This is a genomic window from Paragemmobacter ruber (assembly GCF_009908315.1).
GTDB lineage: Bacteria > Pseudomonadota > Alphaproteobacteria > Rhodobacterales > Rhodobacteraceae > Paragemmobacter > Paragemmobacter ruber.
Window position 1 is genome coordinate 20,056 of record NZ_JAAATW010000007.1, and the last position, 21,815, is coordinate 41,870.

General features: G+C 68.4%; 21 protein-coding genes. 7 read left to right on the forward strand and 14 right to left on the reverse strand.

Annotated features, from left to right (window positions below):
* The first annotated feature begins 66 nt into the window (after positions 1–66).
* Complete coding sequence (gene mtnA / locus GU920_RS18545; RefSeq protein ID WP_161768601.1) at positions 67–1,122, forward strand: S-methyl-5-thioribose-1-phosphate isomerase; 1,056 nt, start codon at positions 67–69, stop codon at positions 1,120–1,122.
* 65 nt (positions 1,123–1,187) lie between these two features.
* Positions 1,188–1,958: a molybdate ABC transporter substrate-binding protein gene (modA, locus tag GU920_RS18550; RefSeq protein WP_161768602.1), complete on the forward strand. Its 771-nt coding sequence runs from the start codon at positions 1,188–1,190 to the stop codon at positions 1,956–1,958.
* A gap of 15 nt (positions 1,959–1,973) precedes the next feature.
* Here the strand turns inward: modA and GU920_RS18555 are convergent, their stop codons facing one another.
* The 9 genes from GU920_RS18555 to GU920_RS18595 form a co-directional block, all read right to left on the reverse strand.
* Positions 1,974–2,372, reverse strand: coding sequence for a hypothetical protein (locus GU920_RS18555; RefSeq protein ID WP_235933413.1), 399 nt, complete (start codon positions 2,370–2,372; stop codon positions 1,974–1,976).
* Positions 2,373–2,847: 475 nt separating this feature from the next.
* Positions 2,848–3,207 carry a cupin domain-containing protein gene (locus GU920_RS18560; protein WP_161768604.1) on the reverse strand — a complete coding sequence of 120 codons (360 nt, stop codon included), beginning with the start codon at positions 3,205–3,207 and terminating at the stop codon, positions 2,848–2,850.
* Positions 3,208–3,222: 15 nt separating this feature from the next.
* On the reverse strand, positions 3,223–4,848 hold the full coding sequence (locus GU920_RS18565; RefSeq protein ID WP_161768605.1) for an amidohydrolase: 1,626 nt from the start codon (positions 4,846–4,848) through the stop codon (positions 3,223–3,225).
* Positions 4,845–5,714, reverse strand: a complete 870-nt coding sequence (locus GU920_RS18570; RefSeq protein WP_161768606.1) for a dimethylsulfonioproprionate lyase family protein — start codon at positions 5,712–5,714, stop codon at positions 4,845–4,847. The genes GU920_RS18565 and GU920_RS18570 overlap by 4 nt, the downstream gene beginning before the upstream one ends.
* Positions 5,707–6,546: an ABC transporter permease subunit gene (locus tag GU920_RS18575; RefSeq protein ID WP_161768607.1), complete on the reverse strand. Its 840-nt coding sequence runs from the start codon at positions 6,544–6,546 to the stop codon at positions 5,707–5,709. Before GU920_RS18575 ends, GU920_RS18570 begins: the two co-directional genes overlap by 8 nt.
* Complete coding sequence (locus GU920_RS18580; RefSeq protein ID WP_201744251.1) at positions 6,543–7,481, reverse strand: ABC transporter permease; 939 nt, start codon at positions 7,479–7,481, stop codon at positions 6,543–6,545. Before GU920_RS18580 ends, GU920_RS18575 begins: the two co-directional genes overlap by 4 nt.
* Before the next feature lie 4 nt (positions 7,482–7,485).
* A complete protein-coding gene (locus GU920_RS18585) occupies positions 7,486–8,583 on the reverse strand; it encodes an ABC transporter ATP-binding protein (protein ID WP_161768609.1) in 1,098 nt (365 codons plus the stop codon).
* A gap of 2 nt (positions 8,584–8,585) precedes the next feature.
* Positions 8,586–9,689 carry a polyamine ABC transporter substrate-binding protein gene (locus tag GU920_RS18590; protein ID WP_161768610.1) on the reverse strand — a complete coding sequence of 368 codons (1,104 nt, stop codon included), beginning with the start codon at positions 9,687–9,689 and terminating at the stop codon, positions 8,586–8,588.
* Between the two features lie 46 nt (positions 9,690–9,735).
* Positions 9,736–10,959, reverse strand: coding sequence for an aromatic ring-hydroxylating oxygenase subunit alpha (locus GU920_RS18595; RefSeq protein ID WP_161768611.1), 1,224 nt, complete (start codon positions 10,957–10,959; stop codon positions 9,736–9,738).
* A 152-nt stretch (positions 10,960–11,111) separates the two neighbouring features.
* On the opposite strand from GU920_RS18595, the gene GU920_RS18600 reads away from it, so the two are divergent.
* Positions 11,112–11,765 carry a TetR family transcriptional regulator C-terminal domain-containing protein gene (locus GU920_RS18600; protein ID WP_161768612.1) on the forward strand — a complete coding sequence of 218 codons (654 nt, stop codon included), beginning with the start codon at positions 11,112–11,114 and terminating at the stop codon, positions 11,763–11,765.
* Between the two features lie 124 nt (positions 11,766–11,889).
* On the forward strand, positions 11,890–13,164 hold the full coding sequence (locus GU920_RS18605; protein WP_161768613.1) for a flavin-containing monooxygenase: 1,275 nt from the start codon (positions 11,890–11,892) through the stop codon (positions 13,162–13,164).
* On the opposite strand, the gene GU920_RS18610 is transcribed toward GU920_RS18605, so the two are convergent.
* The 4 genes from GU920_RS18610 to GU920_RS18625 form a co-directional block, all read right to left on the reverse strand.
* Complete coding sequence (locus GU920_RS18610) at positions 13,134–13,400, reverse strand: hypothetical protein (protein ID WP_161768614.1); 267 nt, start codon at positions 13,398–13,400, stop codon at positions 13,134–13,136. The genes GU920_RS18605 and GU920_RS18610 overlap by 31 nt on opposite strands.
* A 125-nt stretch (positions 13,401–13,525) precedes the next feature.
* Entirely contained in the window at positions 13,526–14,785 is a 1,260-nt protein-coding gene (locus tag GU920_RS18615) for a ribulose-bisphosphate carboxylase large subunit family protein (protein ID WP_161768615.1), read from the reverse strand.
* A gap of 26 nt (positions 14,786–14,811) precedes the next feature.
* A complete protein-coding gene (locus GU920_RS18620; RefSeq protein WP_161768616.1) occupies positions 14,812–16,446 on the reverse strand; it encodes a hypothetical protein in 1,635 nt (544 codons plus the stop codon).
* A gap of 176 nt (positions 16,447–16,622) precedes the next feature.
* Positions 16,623–17,453 (reverse strand): phosphogluconate dehydrogenase C-terminal domain-containing protein, encoded by an 831-nt coding sequence (locus tag GU920_RS18625; protein ID WP_161768617.1) that lies wholly within the window; start codon positions 17,451–17,453, stop codon positions 16,623–16,625.
* Between the two features lie 85 nt (positions 17,454–17,538).
* On the opposite strand from GU920_RS18625, the gene GU920_RS18630 reads away from it, so the two are divergent.
* Positions 17,539–18,906 carry a four-carbon acid sugar kinase family protein gene (locus GU920_RS18630; RefSeq protein ID WP_161768618.1) on the forward strand — a complete coding sequence of 456 codons (1,368 nt, stop codon included), beginning with the start codon at positions 17,539–17,541 and terminating at the stop codon, positions 18,904–18,906.
* A 10-nt stretch (positions 18,907–18,916) separates the two neighbouring features.
* Here GU920_RS18630 and nanR read toward each other — a convergent pair whose 3' ends face one another.
* Entirely contained in the window at positions 18,917–19,645 is a 729-nt protein-coding gene (gene nanR / locus GU920_RS18635) for a transcriptional regulator NanR (RefSeq protein WP_161768619.1), read from the reverse strand.
* Between the two features lie 231 nt (positions 19,646–19,876).
* Between nanR and GU920_RS18640 the strand changes: the two genes are divergently transcribed.
* Both GU920_RS18640 and GU920_RS18645 read left to right on the forward strand, forming a co-directional pair.
* Complete coding sequence (locus GU920_RS18640; protein ID WP_161768620.1) at positions 19,877–20,710, forward strand: UDP-2,3-diacylglucosamine diphosphatase; 834 nt, start codon at positions 19,877–19,879, stop codon at positions 20,708–20,710.
* Entirely contained in the window at positions 20,710–21,813 is a 1,104-nt protein-coding gene (locus GU920_RS18645) for a ceramide glucosyltransferase (protein WP_161768621.1), read from the forward strand. Before GU920_RS18640 ends, GU920_RS18645 begins: the two co-directional genes overlap by 1 nt.
* Positions 21,814–21,815: the final 2 nt, after the last annotated feature.

The window sequence follows — 21,815 nt, forward strand, 5'->3', positions numbered from 1 at the left end:
GCGGGATGAGGTGAGGCGGGGCCCTGCGCTGCGGGGCCCTGCCTTTGTTTTGCGGAAGGATGCGCGATGGCCTTTCAGACGATGGAATGGATCGGGGCGACGGCGACGCTGCGCCTTCTGGACCAGCGGTTCCTGCCGGAGGTGGTGCAGTATCGCGACCTTGCCACGCCCGAGGCGGTGGCGGGCGCGATCCGTGACATGACGGTGCGGGGCGCGCCGGCCATCGGCGTGTCTGCCGCCTTCGGTATCGCGCAGGCGGCGCTGCTGGCCGAGGCGGCGGGGCGGCCCCTGATCCCGGCGCTGGAGGCGGCGGATGGGGTGCTGCGGGCATCGCGGCCCACGGCGGTGAACCTGTTCTGGGCGCTGGACCGCATGGCCGGGCTGTGGCGGGCGGGCGCGGGGGCGGCGCAGCTCTTGGCTGAGGCGCAGGTGATGGAGCGCGAGGATATCGCCGTGAACGAGGCCATCGCCGCCCATGCGCTGGCCATCCTGCCGCAGGAGGTGACGTTCTTTCACCATTGCAACACGGGCGCCTTGGCGGCGGTGGGGGTTGGCACCGCGCTGGGCATCATCCGGCGGGCGCATGAGGCGGGGCGGAAGGTCTTTGCCTATCTGGATGAGACGCGGCCCCGGTTGCAGGGGGCGAAGCTGTCATCCTTCGAACTGATGGAATATGGCGTGCCCCATGCCATCGTGGTGGATGGGGCATCGGCCCATATCATGCGGCGGCGGCGGGTGGATATGGCCGTGGTGGGCTGTGACCGCGTTGCCGCGAATGGCGATACGGCGAACAAGATCGGCACCTATAACCTTGCGCTGGCTGCGCAGGATAACGGGGTGCCGTTCTATGTGGCCTGCCCATCCTCTACCATTGATCTGGCCACGCCGGATGGCGACGGGATCGAGATCGAGGAGCGCGAGGCGGACGAGGTGCTGCGGATCGGGGGGCAGAGGGTTGCGCCCGAGGGCGCGCCGGCCTTCAACCCGGCGTTCGACGTGACGCCGAACCGCCTGATCGCGGGGCTGATCACGGAGTTCGGGATCGTGCGGCCGCCGTTTGATGTGAACCTGCGGGCGCTGTTGGCGGGGCGGGATGGGCGCGTTGTTTCTTGTGGGAAATAACGCTTGCCTTGTCTGGCGGGGCCGGGTGATATGTTTTGTAGAACATATCGCCGAGGGAGGCCCCCATGATCCGATCGCCTGTCACCCCCCGCGCGGCCCTCTTGGCCTGCGCCCTTTCCCTGCCGCTGCCGGCGATGGCCGATGAGGTGGTGGTCTTTGCCGCCGCGTCCTTGAAGACGGCGCTGGATCAGGTGGCGGCAGAATTTCAGGCGGCGACGGGGCATCAGGTGGTGATCAGCTATGCCGGGTCTAATGCGCTGGCCAAGCAGATCATCGAAGGGGCGCCTGCGGATATCTTCATCTCGGCCGCCGTGAACTGGATGGATGAGGTGGAGAAGGCGGGACTGGTGGTGCCCGGCACGCGGGCAGATATCCTTGGCAATACGCTGGTGCTGATCGCGCATGGCAAGGGGGCGGCGCCGGTGGAGATCGGGGCCGGGACGGATCTGGCCGGGATGCTGGGCGGGGGGCGGTTGTCGATGGCGATGGTGGATGCCGTGCCGGCGGGGCAATACGGCAAGGCGGCGCTGGAGAGCCTTGGGCTTTGGCCTTCGGTCGAGGGGGCGGTGGCGCAGTCTGAAAATGTGCGCGCGGCGCTGGCCTTGGTAGCGTCGGGCGAGGCGCCCTATGGGATCGTCTATGGCAGCGATGCGGTGGCCGAGGATAATGTGACCGTGGTGGCGACCTTTCCCGCCGACAGCCATCCGCCCATCATCTATCCGGCCGCACTGCTGACCGGGGCGGCGGATGACGGGGACCGGGAATTTCTGGAGGCGCTGACGGCAGGGCCTGCGGATGCCGCCTTTGCCGCGCAGGGGTTTGTCGTGCCGGAGTGAGGGCGCGCGGCTGCCTCAGGCGTGGGTGCCGCGCAGCAGGACGGGGCGACCCTCGACCTCGGCTACGAGGCGGGATTCGGGCCAGAAGCGGAAGAAGACCGTCGGTCCGAAGGCCGGTTGCGGGCGCTGCACGGGCGTGACGATGCGGGCGGAGGCGAGGGCGAGATAGCCATGGCCCACGGCTGTTTCCACGGGCATGGCGCGCAGGCCCATGTCATCGAGAAGATGCGGCACCAGCGTGGCGCAGGCCATGCCGTCGACGTCGATCAGGCGGCTTGTGGCCAGATCCCAGATCGGATCGCCGATGGAGATGTCTTCCACGGCGCAAAGGTCGCCGGGCAGGGGGCCGACCCGCAGGCGAAGCCCTTGCGACAGCATCGTCGCCTCGACCGCCGGGGCGGCGGATACGGGCATGGCCGAGGCCAATGGTGCGGACAGGGAGGATTGAGGGATCAGGATGCCCATCACAGCGCCCCGCCGTGCTGGGCCTGCGGGGATCGGCAGACCAGGGCAGAGCCGCGCGCGGCGGCCTTGTTCAAACAGACACTCATTACACACCCCGGCAGCTTGGGTTCGGTCACAGGCTGGCTTTCCGTCGGGCGATCATGCGGCCCCCACCGCATGCCCACCCTTTGATTGGGAAGGGCCATACCTTTAGTCAAATTGTTACCACATTTCTGCCACCAAGCAAGGAAATCGGAATGGCGCCGCTGGGGTTGGGCGTCAATCCTGGGCCGTGTCGCGCGGCTTTTCACGGATTGGAAACGATGCGCGCGGCGGGGGTGGAAAAATCAATAATTGTTAATGATTTTGGCCCTATCGCCATCCGGGCGCGGCCTGTTTCCGCCCCGGATGCGATGTGATTCGGCGGCAGGACGGCCGCTTGGGATCATTCCGTCGGGGTTTCGGGGCCGACGATATGGACGGCGAGGAGGCAGCCGTCGGGGGTGTAGGAATTGTGTTCGGTCCCGTCGGCGTAGAAGACCAGATCGCCGGGGTTGAACACGGTGCCGTCATCTTCGATCAGCTGGCCTTCGAGGATCAGGAACTGTTCATGCCCGTTGTGGATGTGGCGGCGGGTGCGCATCCCGGCGGGCATGCGATAGACGTGGAAGCCCTCGCCCAAGGGTTTGTCGGCATCAAGCTGCAGGATGGCATCCCCGAGCGCCACGCCATCGGGATAGACGAAGGGGGTGAAGGGCGCCTTGTGGATGTTGGCGATGCGGCGGGTCGGGGCGGTGTCGGTCATGGGATGGCCTTTCTGTCAGGTGAAGGGGGCGGCGCGGTGGACGGCGCGGCCTTGGAAGAGGGTGAGCAGGACCTGCGTTTCAGCGATGGCATAGGGGTCGCAGGTGAGGATGTCGCGGTCGAGCACGATCAGATCGGCGGAAAAGCCGGGGCGCAGGGTGCCGGTGTGGTGGCTGCGCCAGCAGGCGGCGGCGGCCTGGGTGGTGTAGCCCTGGATCGCCTCGGCCCTTGTGATGCGTTCGGCCGGAAAGAAGGGCGCTGCGCGGCCCCGGTGGCGGGGCGGTTCGCGGGTGATGGCGGTGCCGATGATTTCGAACGGGTTGAGCGTGGTCACCGCCCAGTCGGAATTGATGCACCACGGGGCGCCCGCGTCGATCAGGCTGCGGAAGGGGTAGGTCCAGGCCGCGCGGGCGGGGCCGATCATGGCCATGGTGTCATCGGGAATGACGGGATCGTGGCAGGCCCAGAGCGGCTGAAGGTTCGCCATCACGCCCAGGGCGGCAAAGCGGGGGCGGTCATCGGGGTGGACCAGCTGGCAATGGGCGATCTGGTGCAGGGCGGGCCATGGGCCGTTGGCGGCGCGGGCGGCGGCGAAACCGTCGAGCGCGGCGCGGGTGGCGCGGTCGCCGATGCAATGGACATGGATCTGGAAGCGCGCGGCATCGAGCGCGGTGAAGAGCGCGGCGATCTGGTCGGGCGCGAACATCAGGGGGGCATTGCCCCCGGGGGCATCGGCGTAATCGTCGATAAGGGCGGCGGTGCGGTTCTCCAGCCCGCCGTCGAGGAAGAACTTGGCGGAGTGGAGGTGGAAGCCGTCGCCGCGATGGGCATCGCGCAGCGCGGTTAGGCGGGACAGCGCGCTGTCCACCGTGTCGGCGGCGGTGACCGACATGGCGCCCGCCACGCGCAGGGTCAGGGCATCGGTGGCGGCGGCATGGGCGTAGATGCCCACATGGTGGGACTGGATGAAGGGGTCCAGCACGCCGGTGATGCCGTGGCGGTTGGCATGGGCCTGACCGGCGCGCAGGCCCGCGCGGAAGGTGGCCTCGGTCGTCTTTGGCAGGCGGTCGAGCGCCCAGTAGATCGCGTCTTCGTGCAGCATCCCGGTGGCGCGGCCTGCGGCATCGCGGACGAAATGGCCATTGGGCGGATCGGGGGTGTCGTCGGTCAGCCCGATCATGCGGATCGCGCGGGCGTTGAGGCAGGCATTGTGGAAGTTGCCGTCATAGATCAGGCAGGGGCGATCCGGGGTGACCGGATCAAGCACCGCATGGGTGAGGTTCTCATCGCCGAAAAAGCCGCATTGCCAGCCCGCACCCCAGAGCATGGGGCCATCATGGCGGGCGGCATGGGCGGCCATGGCGGCGGAAATCTCGGCCGTGGTGGTGCAGTCGTAGAGGGGCGCGGTTTCCACCAGATCCGTGCCGCCGTTCAAGAGGTGGATATGGGCATCCTGAAAGCCCGGCAGGACGAGGTGGCCTTGGGCGTCGATCACCTTGGCGCCGGATCCGGCAAGGGCGGCCATGGCGGGGTGGTCCCCCAGCGCGAGGATGCGCGCGTCTTCGATCACCAGCGCCTGCGCCACGGGCTGGGCGGGGTTCATCGTCTGGATGCGGGCATGGGTGAGCAGGGTGCGGGTCATGGCGTGGCCGTCAGGCGCAGGGACTCGAGCGCGGGCCAATCGGGCGCGGGCAGGATGCGGGCGGGGGCGGCGCTGTCGCGCGTCCGGAAGACGAAGGCGAGGAAGGGGGTGGGGCCGACCTTGATGAGATGGGGGCGGTGCGCGTCGTGCCAGACGGAGCGATGGGCGGGTTTCGTGATCAGCGGGCGCGCGGGGCCGAAGCGCCAGCCATGCGGGCCGGTGAGGGGAAGGTAAAGCTCGGGCGCGGGATGGCTGTGGTCGCGGCAGAGGATGTGCGGCGCCATCAGGACGAGGCCGAATTCGGCGTCTCTGCGGCCAAGGCCCGTGTCGGGCGTGATCAGGGGGCAGAAGGCGTGGCCGCCGGCGCAGGCGGGGCCGGTGTGATCGGGCGGGGCGGGGTCATGGCTGGCCCATGGCAGATGCGGGGCCGCCGCGCCGATGGCTTTGGCAAGGGCGGGATGCGTGGGGGCGAGCGCGGCGAGGGCCGCGGGAAGGTGGGTGGCGACCACGGGCTGCGGCTGGGGTGCGGGCGGGGTGGCGGTTGCATCGGATTGCGCGATGAGGCGGCGCAGTTCGGCGGCGCCGGGGCAGGTGAGGGGGGCGAGGTAGGCCCGCACCTCATCCATCAGGCGCTGCCCTGCGGTGGTGGCGGAGGTTGGAGCCAGCGAGTGGGGCGGCAGGCCGTGGGCGGCCAGCACCTCGTCCACCGGGCGGGTGTCGGAGGCGGAGGCGATGCGGAAGGCCTCGAGCGTGGCGGCGGACAGCTTGCCCTGCTGATAGAGCGCCATGGCCGCGCCATAGCGGATGCGCCCGGCGCCGGGGGTGCCGGGGGGCAGGTGAAGCAGGGTGTCGGGCGTGTCAGTCATGGGAGCGGTAGGCCATGCGTTCATCGCGGATGCGCCGCGCCTCGGCCCGGTTCAAGAGGATGCCCGCGATCACCACGCCGGTGCCCACGACAAGCACGGTCAGGGTGGCCAGCGCGTTGATATCGGGGGTGACGCCGAGTTTCACCTTGGACCAGATCAGCAACGGCAAGGTGGTGTTGCCGGGGCCGGTGGTGAAGGAGGTGATCACCACATCGTCGAGCGAGATGGTGAAGGCCAAGAGCCAGCCCGACAGGATGGCAGGGAAGATGGTGGGAAGGGTGATGTCCCAGAGCACCTGCCACGGCCGCGAGCCGAGATCCATCGCCGCCTCTTCGATGGCGCGATCGGCCTGCATCATGCGGGCCTGCACGATGGTCGTGACAAAGACCATGGAGAAGGTGATATGCGCCAGCGTAATGGTGGTGAAGCCGCGCTGGCCGGGCCAGCCGATCCAATCGGCCATCAGGATGAAGAGCATGAGCGCGGAGATGCCGGTGATCACCTCGGGCATCACAAGGGGCGCGGTGACGAGGCCGGAGAAGAGGAGCCGCCCCTTGAAACGGGTGTAGCGCGCGAGCGCGATGCCCGCCATGGTGCCGAGGATGGTGGCCACGCTGGCCGAGATGACGGCGATCTGCAGCGACAGCATCAGCGCGGCGCCAACCTGACGGTTGGACAGGAGCGAGACATACCATTTCGTCGAGAACCCGCCCCAGACCGTGGCGAGGCGGCTTTCGTTGAAGGAGTAGACGATCATCGACAGGATCGGCACGTAGAAGAAGGCAAAGCCGAAGACGAGGGTGGTGAAGAGGAACCAAGGGCGGCGCTTCATGGCTGTGTCTGCCCCCCCGGTTTCGCCTCGGCCCCGTCGGCGCGGGCCTGAGCGCGGCTGTAGAGCATGGTGGGCACCACCATCAGCAGAAGGAGCGCCACGGCGACGGAAGAGGCCATGGGCCAATCGCGGGCGGAGAAGAACTCGTCCGAGATCACGCGGCCGATCATCGGGCTGGCGGCATCGCCCACCAGCGTGGGGATGACCAGTTCGCCCGCCGCCGGGATGAAGACCAGAAGCGCGCCCGCCACGATGCCGGGGATGGATTGCGGCAGGGTCACATCGAGGAACACCCGGAAGGGGCGGGAGCCGAGATCCATCGCCGCCTCGTCCAGCGCGGGGTCGAGCCGTTCGAGGCTGGCGTAAAGCGGCAGGATCATGAAGGGGAGGTAGGTGTAGACCATCACCAGCACGACCGCGAAGTTCGAATGCATGAGCGGCAGCGAGGTGACGGCCCAGCCTTCCGGGGTGAGCCAGTTCCATGCATCGGTGAGCATCTGGTTGAACCAGCTGTTGCGGCCCATCATCCCCATCCAAGCGTAGACGCGCAGCAGGAAGGACGTCCAGAACGGCAGGATGACGAGCATCAGCAGGATGTTGCGCCACCCCTTGGAGACCCGCGTCAGCCCAAGCGCCATGGGATAGCCGAGCAGGAGGCACAAAAGCGTGGCGACCCCGGCGTTCAGAAGCGATGTGGTGAAGGCGCGGATGTAGAGATCATCTGTGAAGAGCCGCGCGTAACCATCGAGATTCACGAGCGGATTTTCACCGCCAAAGCCGAAGGGCGGGGCGGTGGGGGTGCGGGTGGCCACGCTCATGGCGACGACGATCAGGAAGGGCAGCAGGAAGAGGATCAGGAGCCAGAGATAGGGCAACCCGATCAGGATGCCTGCAAAGCCCCTGCCGTTCAGCCAGTGCGTCAGGCGGGCGCGCATCCGGTCAATCCCGCAGGAGGATGGCGGAGGCCGGCTCGAAGCTGAGCCAGACGCGATCATACCAGTCGGGGCGGGCCTCGCCATCGCGGCGGGCGTTGACGGCATGCACGGCCATCAAGCTGCCGCCGGGCAGGGTGATGCGATAGAGGCTGTCCTTGCCGAAATAGGCCAGATCCTTCACCTCGCCCGAGATCACGTTGGGGCCGTCGGGGCGGTCGCGGTGGAGTGCCACCTTTTCGGGGCGCAGGCCGAGGGTGAGGCTTTCGCCGGGGGCAAGGCCGGGCAGGGCGATGGTCTCGACCTCGGTGCCGAAGGCGGGCACGGTGAGGCGCGCGCGGGGGCCGGAGACGGCGGTGACGGTGGCCGGAAACTGGGTGATGGAGCCCAGGAAATTGGCGACGAAGCGGGTGGCGGGGTGTTCGTAGACCTCGGCCGGGGGGCCGATCTGCTGCACCTGGCCCCGATCCATCACGGCGATGCGGTCGGCCAGTGTCATCGCCTCTTCCTGATCATGGGTGACGACGATGAAGGTGACGCCGGTGCGTTCCTGGATCGACATCAGTTCGAACTGCGTCTGTTCGCGCAGCTTCTTGTCCAGCGCGGCGAGCGGTTCGTCGAGCAGGAGGAGTTTCGGCTGCCGGGCCAGGGCGCGGGCCAGCGCCACGCGCTGGCGCTGGCCGCCCGAGATCTGATGCGGCTTGCGCTGGGCGAAGGGGGCAAGCTGGACCAGATCGAGCATGGCGCGGACGCGGTCGGCCCGTTCGGCCGCCGACATGGCGTCGTGTTTCAGGCCGTAGCCCACGTTCTTTTCCACCGTCATATGGGGAAAGAGCGCATAGCTTTGGAACATCATATGGACGGGCCGTTCCCAAGGCGGGACGCCGGTCATGTCCTGCCCATCGAGGAAGATGCGGCCTGCGGAGGGGTCTTCGAACCCTGCCAGCATGCGCAGGAGCGTGGTCTTGCCGCAGCCGGAGCCGCCGAGCAGGGCGAAGATTTCGCCCCGGTCGATGGTGAGAGAGACGTCACGCACGGCCTGAAAGGTGCCGAAATTCTTGGAAACGCCTTCGATCCGCAGGAACGGCGCCGGAGATGCGGGCATGATCAGCCGCCGGATTTGATGGTGGTCCAGATCCGCGTGATCTCGCGGTCCTGTTCTTCGGTCTGGGGGGTGGGGGTGTACATCCGCGCCAGCGTTTCGGCATCGGGATAGACGGCGGGATCGGCGGCGATGGCGGGATCGACGAAGGGCGTCGCCGCCTTGTTGGCATTGGCATAGCCCGTGAAGTTGGTGCAGGCGGCGATCACCTCGGGGCGCAGGAGGTAATCGACGAAGGCATAGGCATTGTCCAGGTTCGGCGCGTCGGAGGGCAGGCACAGCAGATCGAACCAGGCCGGCGCCCCGGTCTTTGGGACGTGGTAGGAGAGGTTCATCTCGATCCCCGCCTCGGCGGCGCGGGCCTTGGCCACGCCGTAATCGCCCGACCAGTTGTTTATGGCGCAAAGCTCGCCATTCGGGATGGCGGGGAGGTAGTTGGAATTGTCGAAGGTGGCGATGTAGTCGCGGATCGGGGCGAAGGCCTCGGCCATCTTGGCGTATTCGGCGGGGCCTGCGGTGTTGGGGTCTATTCCCAGATAGCTGAGGACCATGAAGCCGATGTCGGTGGGGCTGTCGAGGATGGAGATCCCGCAATCGGCGAGCGCGGCGGCGTTTTCGGGTTTGAACAGCGTGTCGAGCGAGTCGAGATCGGCATCGGGCAGGCGTTCGCGCACCATGTCGAGATTGTAGGTGATGCCGACAGAGCCCCACATGTAAGGCACACTGTAGGCGTTGCCGGGGTCGAAACCTTCAACGATTTTCAGTATTTGCGGATCGAGATTGGACCAGCCCGACAAGCGCGCGCGGTCAAGTTTCTGATAGACGCCTGCGGCCACGAATTGCGGCAGGCTGAGGCCTGCCATCACCACCACGTCATAGCCGGTGGAGCCGGTCAGCATCTTGGCCTGCATTTCCTCGGCGCTGGCGTAGAGGTCGTAGACCACGCCGATGCCGGTTTCGGCCTCGAAATCCGCGAGCGTGGTTTCGCCGATGTAATCGGACCAGTTGTAGACATTCACCGTGCCGGCCTGCGCCCAGGAGGGGCGGACATAGGGGATCGCCAAGGTGCTGCCGAGGGTGAGAAGGGCGTTCCGGCGGGTCAGTTTCATGGCGGTCTCCCTGTGGTGTCTGGCCGGTTGATCCGGTCTGTGGGATTCAGGCTATGCCTGCTTGTCCTTGGGCGACAAGCATTTCCTGATTGAGGGCGGCGATGCGGTCTTCGGGCGGGGCTGTATCGAGGGTGAGGACAGGCAGAAGGGCGCGCAGGTCGTCGTGATGGCGGCGCAGGCCCCATTCGAGATCGGACAGGTGGAAGCCGTCAAAGGCCGAGGAGCGCATGGATTCGTTTGACCAGATGGAAAGCTGCTGGTCTTCGGCCGAGGTGTCGCGGTCGATCCGCATGGCGAGGTAGCGGGCGAGCCGTTCGCGGCGCGTCTCTTCCGGGTTGCGGTAGAGGCGTCCGGTGAGGCACGTGCGGCCGGGGGCGAGCGGGATTTCGTGATAGAATTGAATGCTTTCCGGGGTGAAGGAGAAGACGATTTGGGGAAAGACGCCGTAGTACGTCCATGCCCCGGCAAGGTGCGGTGGCAGGTGGTCGCGCGCCTGTGACAGGCGGTTGTACTGGCGCACCGACCAGAGCCGACCCGGGGTGTCCCCGTAGCGGCCGACCGAGATGTTCAGGCCGTTTGGAAGGAAGATGTCGCGGTAGTCGCGGCCGTAGAGATCCTGCAGGCCAGGATGGGCGAGGGGGACGTGATAGCCTTCGTTGTCAACGTCGCGGACGGATTTCCAGTTCACCGGCAGGTCAGTGGACCAGTAGGGGGTGGCGACAGGCAGGATGTCGGCCGTGCGATAGGCGGCGAAGTCGGCATCATAGGGGGCCAGAAGATCGGCGATATCGGGCTGCGGGCCGGGCTGGAAGCGGATGAAGAGAAAGCCGTGGAAGGATTGCAGTTCAATGGGTTTCAGGCCGAACTTCGTGCGGTCCATATCGCCGAAGCTGCCCGGTTGGGCAGGCCCGCGCAGCGTGCCGTCGAGGTTGTAGACCCAGCCATGGAAGGGGCAGATGATGGCGCCCCGGCATTGGCCGCGCGCGCCATCGACGACGCGCGCGCCCCGGTGGCGGCACAGGTTGTGGAAGGCGCGCACGATGCCATCGGCGCCGCGCATGAGGACGGCGCGTTCGCCCAGCATGTCGAAGGTGATCCAGTCGCCAGGGGCGGGCAGGTCACATTCATGCCCCGCGACCTGCCAATGGGTCAGGAAGACATGGGTCTTTTCCAGATCGAACAGGGCGGGGGAGTGGTACGTCCAACCCGGCAGGCCACGGCGATCCCAGTCGTTCGGGATCGGGAGTGAGGACAGCGGATGGGTGGTCATGCGACATGCCTTCGTGCTGGGGCGGTGGGGCGGATGGTCGCAAGATTCTGATTGAACTGTCAATCAAAATGATGAAGCTGGGGGAAAGGCCTTGTTTTCCAGATGGGATCGGCTATCGACCGGGCCGACGACGCCCCCTGCAGGGAGTTCCGATGGACGATATCACCGATCCGGCAAACCTGCCGCGCCGCAAGCTGAGCCGCGAGGAGCGGCGTTTGCAACTGATCGAGGCGACGATTTCGGTGATTGCCGAGAACGGGTTTGCGCGCACCACGCTGGGCGAGGTGGCGCGGCGGGCGGGGCTGTCGCATGGGTTGGCGAATTTCCATTTCGAGTCGAAGGAAAAGCTGCTGGCGGCGACACTGGATCATCTGTCGGACGAGTACCGCGCCAATTGGCAGGCGGCGCTGGCCGTGGCGGGGCCGCATCCGGCAGACCGGATTGCCGCGCTGATTGCAGCGGATTTCGCCCCGGTGATCTGCACGCCGGACCGGCTGGCGGCGTGGTGCGCGTTTTGGGGCGAGGCGCAGAGCCGTCCGCTTTATCAGGCGCATTGCGGATCGAATGACGCGGAGTATCAGCGGCTTCTGGATGGGCTGTGTCGGGAGTTGCTGGCCCTTGGGGGGTATCCCGGCGATGCGGTGCGGATGGCGCGGGTGCTGCGGGTGACGACCGAGGGTGTTTGGCTCGATCTGATGACGATGCAGGCGCCCTATGACCGGGACGAGGCGCTGGCCACCGTCTGGGCGGTGGCGGCGGCGTTCTTTCCGCGCCATTTTGGCCCCGAGGGGCGGCTGACTGTCTGATGCGCGGTTGGTTAGGCCATGCCTAATCAGGGCCGAGCGAAATGCGTGTTTCTGCCGGGGGGTGTTGTCGCCTAGACCAAGGGGGCGGGGCTGGCCCGCAGGCGGCAGGCGGCAGGGGGCGGTGATGGCGGTGGAGACGGTCGAGACGCTGGTGATCGGGGGCGGGCAGGCGGGGCTTGCCATGAGCGCGCATCTGGGGCGGCTGGGCCTGCCGCATCTGGTGCTGGAACGCCACCGCATCGCCGAGCGCTGGCGCACGGAGCGGTGGGATTCGCTGGTGGCCAATGGCCCGGCCTGGCATGACCGTTTCCCCGATCTGACCTTTGATGACATCGACGGCGATGCCTTTGCGCCGAAGGATCGGATCGTGCGGTATTTCGAGACCTATGCCGCGCAGAACGGATCACCCATCCGCTGCGGGGTGGACGTGCGGCGGCTGGAGCGGATGCCGGACGGGCAGTTCCGGGCCGAAACATCGGCGGGCGGGGTGATCGTGGCGCGCAACGTGGTGTCGGCCACGGGGCCGTTCCAGAAGCCGGTATTCCCCTGGATGATCCCCGCGGATGCGGGGGTGATGCAGATCCATTCCAGCGCCTATCGCAACCCGGGCCAATTGCCCGAGGGGGCGGTTCTGGTGGTGGGGGCGGGGTCATCGGGCGCGCAGATCGCGGATGAGCTGCTGCGGGCGGGGCGGAAGGTGTTTTTGTCCGTCGGGCCGCATGACCGGCCGCCGCGCGCCTATCGGGGGCGGGATTTCGTCTGGTGGCTGGGGGCCCTGGGCAAGTGGGATGCCCGCGCCATCACGCCGGGGATGGAGCATGTGACGATTGCCGTTAGCGGGGCCGAGGGCGGGCAGACGGTGGATTTCCGGCGCATGGCGGCGCGGGGGATGGTGCTGGTGGGGCGGACGGAGGGGTTCGCGGCAGGGCGTCTGCGCTTTGCCCCCGATCTGGCGGCGAACATCGCGCGGGGGGATGCGAATTACCTTTCTGTGCTGGATGAGGCCGATGCCTTTGTGGCGCGCGAAGGGCTGACGTTGCCCGAAGAGCCGGAGGCGCGTGTGATCGGGCCGGATCCCGCCTGCATGACCGATCCTGTCCTGTCGCTGGATCTGGCGGCAGAGGGCGTGGCGGCGGTGATCTGGGCCACGGGCTATGTGCTGGATTACGGCTGGATGAAGATCGACGTCTTCGACGCGCAAGGGCGCCCGCGCCATCAGCGGGGGGTGTCGGCGGTGCCGGGGCTGTATTTCCTGGGCCTGCCGTGGCTGTCGCGCCGCGCGTCAGCCTTCATCTGGGGGGTTTGGACGGACGCGCAGCATCTGGCCGGGCAGATCGCCCGCCGTCGGGAGGATGCGCTGGCCGAAGCTCAGTTCGGGGAGAGCAGGCCGGGCTTGTAGCCGTTCTGGCCGAACTGGGCGATCACGCGGGGGCCGATGATGCGCCACATCATCCCGAGGGTGATCACGGCCGCGCCGAGCGTGCCGGTCAGGGCGGCGAGGATGAGGTCGCCGGTTTCAGAGACGCCGCCGAGGAAATGGGCAAGGCCGATCGTGAGAAGCGGCAGGTGGAGGCCGAGGAAGGCCACGCCAAGCAGGCGGCCGAAGGTTTCGCAATCACATTTCTGATCGTTCATCGCGCTATCCTCCTGTTGTCTGGGTACTGGAGAAAACGACGGGGGCGAGGATGGATTTATCCATCCTTAGGGATGGCAGGGGGTGGCGAAGGTCTGAGCCATACCGCCCCCTCCGGCATTTCGCGTCAGGCGCCGCCCGGTCCGTAGGCGCGCACCGCCGCGGCAAGGGCGGGGCTGTCTTTGGCGGCAAGGTCGAGGGGGATGCCAGACATGGCCGCGGCCCACGCATCCTGCAGGGCGCGGACCCCGGCGGCGGGGCCGTCGGGATGGGCCATGATGCCGCCGCCTGCGGCGAAGATGAGGTCGGGCGTGTGCAGCGCGGCCCATGTGCCATGGACCTGCAGCGCCGTCTGGCCCGACGAGAAGACCGGCATCGCGGTGGCGGGGCGGCCGGGCGAAAGCGGTGTGGCCAGCGCGCGGGCCGAGGCGATCACGCTGCCGTCGGCTTCGCAGAACTTGTTGGCGAGCCCGTTGACATGCAGATGATCGGCCCCCGCCAGCCGCCAGAGCGCCGACCATGCGGCATAGTCGAAGCCAAGACCGGGATGGCGGGACAGGTAACCCCAGCCATTGCGATGGGTGTGGATGGGAAGCTGGGCGTGGCGGCGCAGGGCCAGCATGCCCGTCAGGCCGATGGAATTGGCGCTGGCCATGATGCAGGTCCCGCCCAGGGACAGGATCAGATCGTGGCGGGCGCGCATCTCATCGACCTCGCCCGTCAGGTTGAAGGCATACATCACCTTTTTTCCGGTGCGGTCGGCATGGGCGTTGATGACGGCCATCACGGCGCGGGCGCGGGCGTCGAAGGGGCAGACGGCGCCGTCGGCCTGCAATTCATCATCCTTTATGAAGTCGATGCCCGCTTGGCAGAGGGTGGCCACCATGGCGGCGGTCTCATCGGGTGAGAGGCCGATGGAGGGTTTGATGATGGTGCCGATCAGGGGGCGGCCCTGCACGCCGGCCAGCGTGCGGGTGCCTGTCGTGCCGAAGGCGGGGCCGGGGCAGGCGGCGACGAGTTCGGGCGGAAAGCGCAGCGCGGTGAGGCGGAGGGCGGCGACGCAGTTCAGTTCGAACAGGTTGCCCGCGACGGTGGCGAGGATGTTGGGCAGGCTGGGGCCGGTATTGGCCAGCGGCCAGGACAGGGTGAGGCGGGCGCGGCGGTGGGGGGCGTGGGGCGTGGCGGCGCCGGGCAGGGCGGGGCCGGGGATGGGGCCAAGATCGGTGATCGCCTCGATGCGGGCGGCGGAGCGCGCCTTGAGTTCCGCGGTCTCGCCCGGGACGGGGCGGAAGGTGCCGGATGACTGTTCCCCCGCGATGGTGGCTGCCGCCTTTTCCAGCGCGACGGGGGTTTCGAGGATGTAGTCGGCCTCAAGGCGCGGGGACATGGGGTTCCTTTCCGGGGGCGGGGCGGTCAGCGCAGCCAGACGAGGGCGCTGTCTGGGGCGGGGCTGGGCTGGCCGCGTTTTGGAGGCGGGGCTGGGTCTGGCGTGAGGTTGGCGGCCAGACCGCCGTGATCGGTGGTGATCAGGATATGGCCGGCCTGCGCGGTGATCGTCGCCTCGGCCCCGGCCAGCGCATGGGCCACGCGGAGGACATCGCTCAGCGGCCCGGTGGGGCCGAGGGGGCCGTCGGTCATGGCGAGTGCAAGGCTGGCGACACCGGCGCAGGCCGCTTCGGCGAGGATGGCCACGGCATAGGCGGCGGCAAAGGCGGTGGGCTGGCGCGGATCGGCCATGGCCATGGGCAGGCGCAGGCCGTCCGGGTTGGGGGCCGTGGCATCGCCATAGGGGTTGGAGCGCATGCCTATGGAGAAGAGGCCCAGGTGCAGGGGCCTGCCCGCCGCGATGGTGCGGGCGGTGGCGAAGATGTCGGGCAGCGCCTCGATCGTCTGGCGGACAGAGAGATCATCGGCGGCATGGACGATGGCCGTGTTGCCGAAGGTGATGAAATCCACCTCTGCGGGATCGGGGCGGTGGCGGTTCAATTCGGTGAAGTTGGTCAGGCTGCCCCCGCCGATCAGGGCGGCGGGAAAGGCCCTGCGGAGATGGGGGGGAATGTCGGCGGGTTGCAGGCCGGTCGGCCATGGACCATCGGGCTGATGGCTTTTCAGGAAGGGGCGGGGCAGGGCGGTGACGCGGGCGGGTTGGATGCCCGCGCGCTGGATGCGGGCGATCTGGCGGTGAAGGTCGGGCAGGTCGTCGCAGACGATCTCGATCGCCGGGGGGGCGTGCCGGGCCATGGCGGTGAGGGTGACGTCGGGTGTTTCCGGGGTGAGGCGGAAAAGGAGCGGCAGGGCGGCGGGGTGCGCGGGGCTGGCGGGGGTGCAGGGCCCGTGTTCATGGGCCAGCAGGACCTGCGGCAGGCGGGCGCGTGTGGTTGTGGCGGCGGACGGGGCGGCGGCGCTGGCCGTGCCGGGGGTGAGCTTCAGGGTGACGTGCTGGCGGATGACCTCGCCTTCCGCCACGGCGAAGGGGAAGGGCAGCGCAAGGGGGCGGCAGTAGGTCTTGAACGAAGCGTCGGACCAGTTGCGCTGATCCTCCATCTCGAACACGTCGCCCGAGAGGGTGATGTGCAGGGCGAGGCCGTCGATGCTGTGGGCAAGGCCTGCAAGGGTGCGGGCAGGCTGGGCGGGGCTGATGCGCGCGGGAAATGTGGTGGCGGTCGTGCTGCCATCGGGGTGGTGCAGGGTGAGGGGTTGGCCTGCCACACCCCGGATCGGGTGGAGCAGGGTGAAGCCCGCGCGATTGATCTGGGCAGCGCGGCGGAAGGTGAAGGTGACCTCGGCCGCGAGCGTTGCGGGGGTGGTGAGGCGGGCCTCGAAGGTGCCGTGGAAGGCGTCGCCCGGATCGCGGAACTGGCGGCGATAGGTGGTGGGGGTGGTTTCCTCGGCCAGCGTTTGGGTGAGGAAGGTGCCCCAGTCGCGGTTGCGGACGGGATAGGTGAGGGCGCGCAGCACCTCGACCCCCTGACAGGTGACGGCGCCGAGACCGCCATCGCGCAGGGCAGCGGTGAGGGGGCCGAGGGTGAGGATGTGACCGTCAGGCATGGCGGGTGCCGGGGGGTGTGGCCGCGATGGCCGGGCGGGGATGGGCGCGGGTAAGGGGCGCGGTCGGGGGCGCAGTCGGGGGCGCGGTCGGCCTGCCGGACGCGTGGGGATGGCTGACGGCGCGGAAAGAGCCGTGGTTGATCATCGGTCGTCCCCCTTCCCCTGCCGCCCCCGGATCAGGTGATGCGCTTGATGGAGGCGGTGATTTCGTCCCAGTCGAAGACGCGCTTCCAGTCATCCTTCATCAGCACGGGGATGCCATACTGGATGGCCTTGTTGCAGGCATCCGAAAAGACGCCGACGCGTTCCTCGAAGATGACCGCGCCGAGGATGTTCATATGGCCCAGAAGGAAGTCGCGGGCGCAGTCGTGGCTGACGCCCGAGCGGCGGACACATTCATCCATCGCCTCGCGCATCACTGTCATCAGCGAGGCGGCGACGGTTTCGGACAGGCCCGGTTCCAGCATGGCCATCTGGGCGACCGTCACCTCGTGGCTGCGCATGACGGGGGCGTAGATGGCGCGGGCGATCTGTTCGCCCGTGGCGTAATGGTCGCGTGGCCCCTGCATCAGGGCGCAGACGATGGCCTGTTTGGCGGCGATGCCGCCGAAATGGTCGGCCTTTGCCTCGGGTGTCACCTCATCGTTGTAGATGGGCGGGTGGCAGGGATGGGTGATGAAATAGGTGATGTCGGCGCGTTCGGGCAGGTGGCCCGCATAGGGGGCGGCGGCGTCGAGGATCACGATGATGGTGCCGGGGGCGACCTTGGGGACGACCTCGGCGGCGACGCGGCCGATATGGGTATCGGGCACGGCAAGGATGACGGCGGTGGCGCCGTCCAGCGCCTGTTCGGCGGGGAGGCAATCCAGACCTGTCGCCTCTTTCAGGCGGGTGCGGCCGGCTTCGCTCACCTCGACCGGGGCGGTGATGAAGTCGGTGCGCAGAAGATTGGTGGCGCAGCGGACGCCCATCTTTCCGCCAGCACCGAAGAGGGCGATCTTGGTCATGGGGCCGTCCTTTCCTGGGAAGTGGGTGGTAACTGGTATGACATGTTGATAAGATGGGCGTCAAGCAGTGACGGGAGCGGCAGGGATGGCGGGTGACGGCCCTTGGTTGACGTGGATCGGGGATGATTTCACCGGGTCGGCGGCGGTGATGGAGGTGCTGGCCTTCGCGGGCCTGCCCTCGGTGCTGTTCACGGGCCTGCCGGATGCGGCGCTGGCGCAGCGCTTTGCTGGCCTGCGCGGGGTGGGGATCGCCACGACGCTGCGCAGTCAGGCACCTGCAGAGATGCGCGCGGCGCTGCCGCCTTTGGTGGCATGGCTGGAGGCGCTGGGGGCGGGTTTGCTGCATTACAAGATCTGCTCGACCTTCGATTCCGCGCCGGAGATGGGCAGCATCGGCTGTGCGGCGGAGGTGCTGTTGGAGGCGCGGGCGGCGCGGGCGGCGCTGATGCTGACGGCGGCGCCGGTGATGCGGCGCTATCAGGTGTTCGGGCATCTGTTTGCGGGGATGGCGGAGGGCGTGTTCCGGCTGGACCGGCATCCGGTGATGGCGCGCCACCCGGTGACGCCGATGGCGGAGGCCGATCTGCTGCGGCATCTGGCGGGGCAGACGAATCTGCCTGGGGGGTTGATCTCGCTGGAGCATCTGGCGGGGGACGGGCAGGCGCGGCTGGCGGCGCTGGTGGCGGGGGGCGCGCGGGTGCTGTCGGTGGATAGCATGGATGCGGTGACCGAGGCGGCGGCGGGGCGGCTGATCTGGCAGAACCGGGGGGAGATGCCGGTCGTTCTGGGCAGCCAGGGTGTGGAATATGCGCTGGTGCGCCATTGGCGGGAGACGGGCCTGATCGGGCCTGCGCCGGAGGTGGGGTCGGCCGGGGCGGTGGCGCAGATCGCGGCTGTGTCGGGATCGGTATCGCCCGTGACGGCGGGGCAGTTGGGGTGGGCGGGCGCGCACGGCTTTGCGCGGATCGGTTTTGACGCGGCGGCGGTCTGCGGGCCCGAGGATGGGTTGGCGGCAGAGGAGGCGCGGGTGGTGGACCTTGCCCTGCGGGCGGCGTCAGCGGGGATGAGCCCGCTTGTCCATTCGGCGGCGGGGCCGGATGATCCGGGCGTGGCGCGGTTTCGCGCGGCGCTGTCGGGCTGCGGGCTGGAGGCGGGCGCGGCGAACCGGCGGATCGGCGCGGCGCTGGGGCGGGTGCTGGACCGGGTTCTGGCGGCGACGGGGCTGCGGCGGGCGGTGATATCGGGGGGCGATACATCCGGCCACGGGATGGAGGCGCTGGGTTTGCAGGCGCTGGTGGCGCTGGCGCCCACCGTGCCGGGGGCGGCGCTGTGCCGCGCCCATGGCGCGGTGCAGCATGACGGGTTGGAGATCGCGCTGAAGGGCGGGCAGATGGGGACGGAGGACTATTTTGGCTGGATCCGCGCGGGGGGCGGGCCGCGCCCGGCCGCCTGAGGCGCGGCTGTCAGGGCCGGGCGTAAAGATCGCGGGCGCGGTCGAGATGGGCGCGCATCCGCGCCACGGCGGCGGGGGCATCATGCGCGGCGATGGCATCGACGATGGCCGCGTGTTCGGCGAGCGTCACATCCTCGTGCCCGGACCAGTGCAAAAGCGCGGTGTGATATTCGAACAGCCAGCGCAGCATGGCCTGTGACGCGGCGATGATGATGGGATTGCCCGAGATCGCCGCAAGGCGGGTGTGAAAGGCCATGTCGGCCTGGATGAAGGGCAGGGGATCGCCGCCGCGCTGGGCGGCCTGATGGGCCACGGCGGCGCGCAGATCGGCGATGTCGGCATCGGTCGCGCGGTCGGCGGCGATGCGGGTGAGGCCAAGTTCGAACATCTGGCGCACCTCTTTGAGGTGCTGCAGGTTGGCGGGCGCGATGTTGAGGACGAGGCGGGCGATGTCGTCGCTCTGGTCAAAGAAGGTGCCGGCATCCACGGCATTCACGCGGCTGCGTTCACCCTGTGCGATGGAGATGAGGCCGGTCTGATGCAGGGCCTGCAGCGCTTCGCGCACGGCGGGGCGGCCCACGCCGAAGCGATCCATCAGGGCACGTTCCGAGGGCAGGGCGTCACCGGGGCGGAATTCGCCCGCGCGGATCATGTCGCGCAGCCGGTCAAGCACCTGATCGGAAAGCTTTCGCCGGATGATGCGATCGGGGTTCTGCTGTCGTGAGTGCCGGACGTCCACCTTTGCCCCCGTGGCCCCCCGTCGTGCGGGACCGTTGCACGGCACGCTATAGCACGGGCAGGGCGCGGCAACTAGGTGCTGTGGCTGTCACATTCCGTTCCGCTACGGGCGGGGTGATTTTACCGAAATGTTTCAAGACCTTCAAACAGGCGTCACCGCGCGGCGGCAGAGTATGCGCGACGCGGCGCGGCTTGCGCGCGGCACAGGTCTGGGCGGCGCAGGAGGCGAAGCATGCAGGCAGAGGCGGGACAGGCAGCGCCGGAGGTGCATCGCACGATGTTCCTGTCGGATCTGCATCTGGGTGCCCATGGGTGCCGGGCAGAGGCGATCCTGGGCTTTCTGGAGCGCAACGATGCCGAGACGATCTATCTGGTGGGCGATATCTTCGACATCTGGGATCCGTTGATCCTGCATTGGGGGGCGCGGCAGGAGCGGGTGGTCGAGATCCTGCGCGCGCGGGCCGCGGCGGGGCGGCGGCTGGTCTATCTGGTGGGCAATCACGACCGGGCGCTGATGCGTCTGCCGGCCGCGAATTGGCCCGCGCGGGTGCGCCTGCCGGTGGAGCCGCTGCGGCAGGCGGTGCATCGGGCGGCGGACGGGATGCGCTATCTGGTGCTGCATGGCGATGTCTGCGATGCGCGGCTGTTGCGGTTCCACATCTGCACGCGGGTGGGCAGCCGGATCGACGGGATCCTGCGGCTGATCGACAGCGGGCTGCGGGCGCTGCGCCTGCGCTTTGGCCGCGAGGCGCGGGGGCCGATCGAAATGCTTCTGCGCGGGTTGAACGGCGTGTTTTACCGCAGCCATGCCCATGAGCGGCGGCTGGTGGCGCTGGCCGAGGCGGCGGAGTGCGATGGCATCGTCTGCGGGCATTTCCATCTGGCGGCGCTGCATGACGATCTGCGGCGGCGCTATGTGAATTGCGGTGATTGGACGGACAGTTGCACCGCCGTGGTGGAAGGCCATGACGGGCGGTTGCGCCTGTTGTCTTGGGGCGGGGAAGGGGTGGCTGCGGCCCCGGAGATGCAGCCGGCGCGTCCGCCCGCCATTGCGGAGGTTTTGTGATGGAACTGGCGCTGATCGGGCTGGCCGGGGTTCTTTTGGGCCTGCATCTTCTGTCCTGTGCGGTGGTGGGATGGCGCCTGCGCCGCCCCTTGCCGCCGCGCGTGGACGCGGCGCCGTTCGTGACCCTGCTGCGCCCGGTCTGCGGGTTGGACCCGCTGGATGCCGAAACGCTGGGATCGAGCTTTGCGCTGGATTATCCGGCCTTCGAGGTGATCTTCTGCGTGGCCGATGCCGATGATCCGGTGGTGCCTCTGGTGGAGGGGCTGATCGCGGCCCATCCCGGCGTGGCGGCGCGGCTTTTGATCGGGGAGGCGCGGGTGAGCGCGAACCCCAAGCTGAACAATCTGGAAAAGGGCTGGCAGGCGGCGCGGGGCGCGTGGGTGGTGATGGCCGATAGCAACCTGTTGTTGCGGCGCGATTATCTGTGGCAGTTGCTGGCCGCCCGCGGGCCGGAGGTGGGGCTGGTCTCTTCGCCCCCGGTGGGCGTGCGGCCCGAGGGCGCCTGGGCCGAACTGGAATGTGCCTTCCTGAACAGCAATCAGGCGCGATTGCAACTTTTGGCCGACAGTCTGGGCTTTGGCTTTGCGCAGGGCAAGACGCTGATGTGGGAGCGGGCGTTTCTCGCCGCGCGGGGCGGGCTGGCGCCGCTGGGGCAGAGGCTGGCCGAGGATGTGGCGTCCACGCGGCTGGTGCGGGGGGCGGGCAAGCGGGTGGCGCTGACGCAGCGGCCCTTTGCCCAGCCCATCGGGCGGCGGACATTGCGGCAGGTCTGGGCGCGGCAGCTGCGCTGGGCCAAGGTGCGGCGCGAGGGGTTTCCGCTGCTGTTTCCGGGCGAGGTGCTGAACGGGTCGCTGGTGGCGCTGGTGGCGGCGCTGGCCGGGGGCGGCGCGGGGGTTGCGGCGGGTGTGGCGGTGGTCTGGTACGGGGCCGAGATGGCGCTGGCGCTGGCCTGCGGCTGGGTGCGGCCGGGGCGAGCGTTGGTGATGCTGCCCCTGCGCGATCTGATGCTGCCCGCGCTGTGGGTGGCGAGCTATGGCAACACCACCTTTGAATGGCGGGGCAATGCGATGGCGCCCGGTGCCCTGCGCAAGATGGCGGGCTGATC

Coding starts and splice junctions, on each gene's coding strand:
- mtnA (WP_161768601.1), top strand. CDS start 67: ATGGCCTTTCAGACGATGGAATGGATCGGGGCGACGGCGACGCTGCGC.
- modA (WP_161768602.1), top strand. CDS start 1,188: ATGATCCGATCGCCTGTCACCCCCCGCGCGGCCCTCTTGGCCTGCGCC.
- GU920_RS18555 (WP_235933413.1), bottom strand. CDS start 2,372: ATGCCCGTATCCGCCGCCCCGGCGGTCGAGGCGACGATGCTGTCGCAA.
- GU920_RS18560 (WP_161768604.1), bottom strand. CDS start 3,207: ATGACCGACACCGCCCCGACCCGCCGCATCGCCAACATCCACAAGGCG.
- GU920_RS18565 (WP_161768605.1), bottom strand. CDS start 4,848: ATGACCCGCACCCTGCTCACCCATGCCCGCATCCAGACGATGAACCCC.
- GU920_RS18570 (WP_161768606.1), bottom strand. CDS start 5,714: ATGACTGACACGCCCGACACCCTGCTTCACCTGCCCCCCGGCACCCCC.
- GU920_RS18575 (WP_161768607.1), bottom strand. CDS start 6,546: ATGAAGCGCCGCCCTTGGTTCCTCTTCACCACCCTCGTCTTCGGCTTT.
- GU920_RS18580 (WP_201744251.1), bottom strand. CDS start 7,481: ATGCGCGCCCGCCTGACGCACTGGCTGAACGGCAGGGGCTTTGCAGGC.
- GU920_RS18585 (WP_161768609.1), bottom strand. CDS start 8,583: ATGCCCGCATCTCCGGCGCCGTTCCTGCGGATCGAAGGCGTTTCCAAG.
- GU920_RS18590 (WP_161768610.1), bottom strand. CDS start 9,689: ATGAAACTGACCCGCCGGAACGCCCTTCTCACCCTCGGCAGCACCTTG.
- GU920_RS18595 (WP_161768611.1), bottom strand. CDS start 10,959: ATGACCACCCATCCGCTGTCCTCACTCCCGATCCCGAACGACTGGGAT.
- GU920_RS18600 (WP_161768612.1), top strand. CDS start 11,112: ATGGACGATATCACCGATCCGGCAAACCTGCCGCGCCGCAAGCTGAGC.
- GU920_RS18605 (WP_161768613.1), top strand. CDS start 11,890: ATGGCGGTGGAGACGGTCGAGACGCTGGTGATCGGGGGCGGGCAGGCG.
- GU920_RS18610 (WP_161768614.1), bottom strand. CDS start 13,400: ATGAACGATCAGAAATGTGATTGCGAAACCTTCGGCCGCCTGCTTGGC.
- GU920_RS18615 (WP_161768615.1), bottom strand. CDS start 14,785: ATGTCCCCGCGCCTTGAGGCCGACTACATCCTCGAAACCCCCGTCGCG.
- GU920_RS18620 (WP_161768616.1), bottom strand. CDS start 16,446: ATGCCTGACGGTCACATCCTCACCCTCGGCCCCCTCACCGCTGCCCTG.
- GU920_RS18625 (WP_161768617.1), bottom strand. CDS start 17,453: ATGACCAAGATCGCCCTCTTCGGTGCTGGCGGAAAGATGGGCGTCCGC.
- GU920_RS18630 (WP_161768618.1), top strand. CDS start 17,539: ATGGCGGGTGACGGCCCTTGGTTGACGTGGATCGGGGATGATTTCACC.
- GU920_RS18640 (WP_161768620.1), top strand. CDS start 19,877: ATGCAGGCAGAGGCGGGACAGGCAGCGCCGGAGGTGCATCGCACGATG.
- GU920_RS18645 (WP_161768621.1), top strand. CDS start 20,710: ATGGAACTGGCGCTGATCGGGCTGGCCGGGGTTCTTTTGGGCCTGCAT.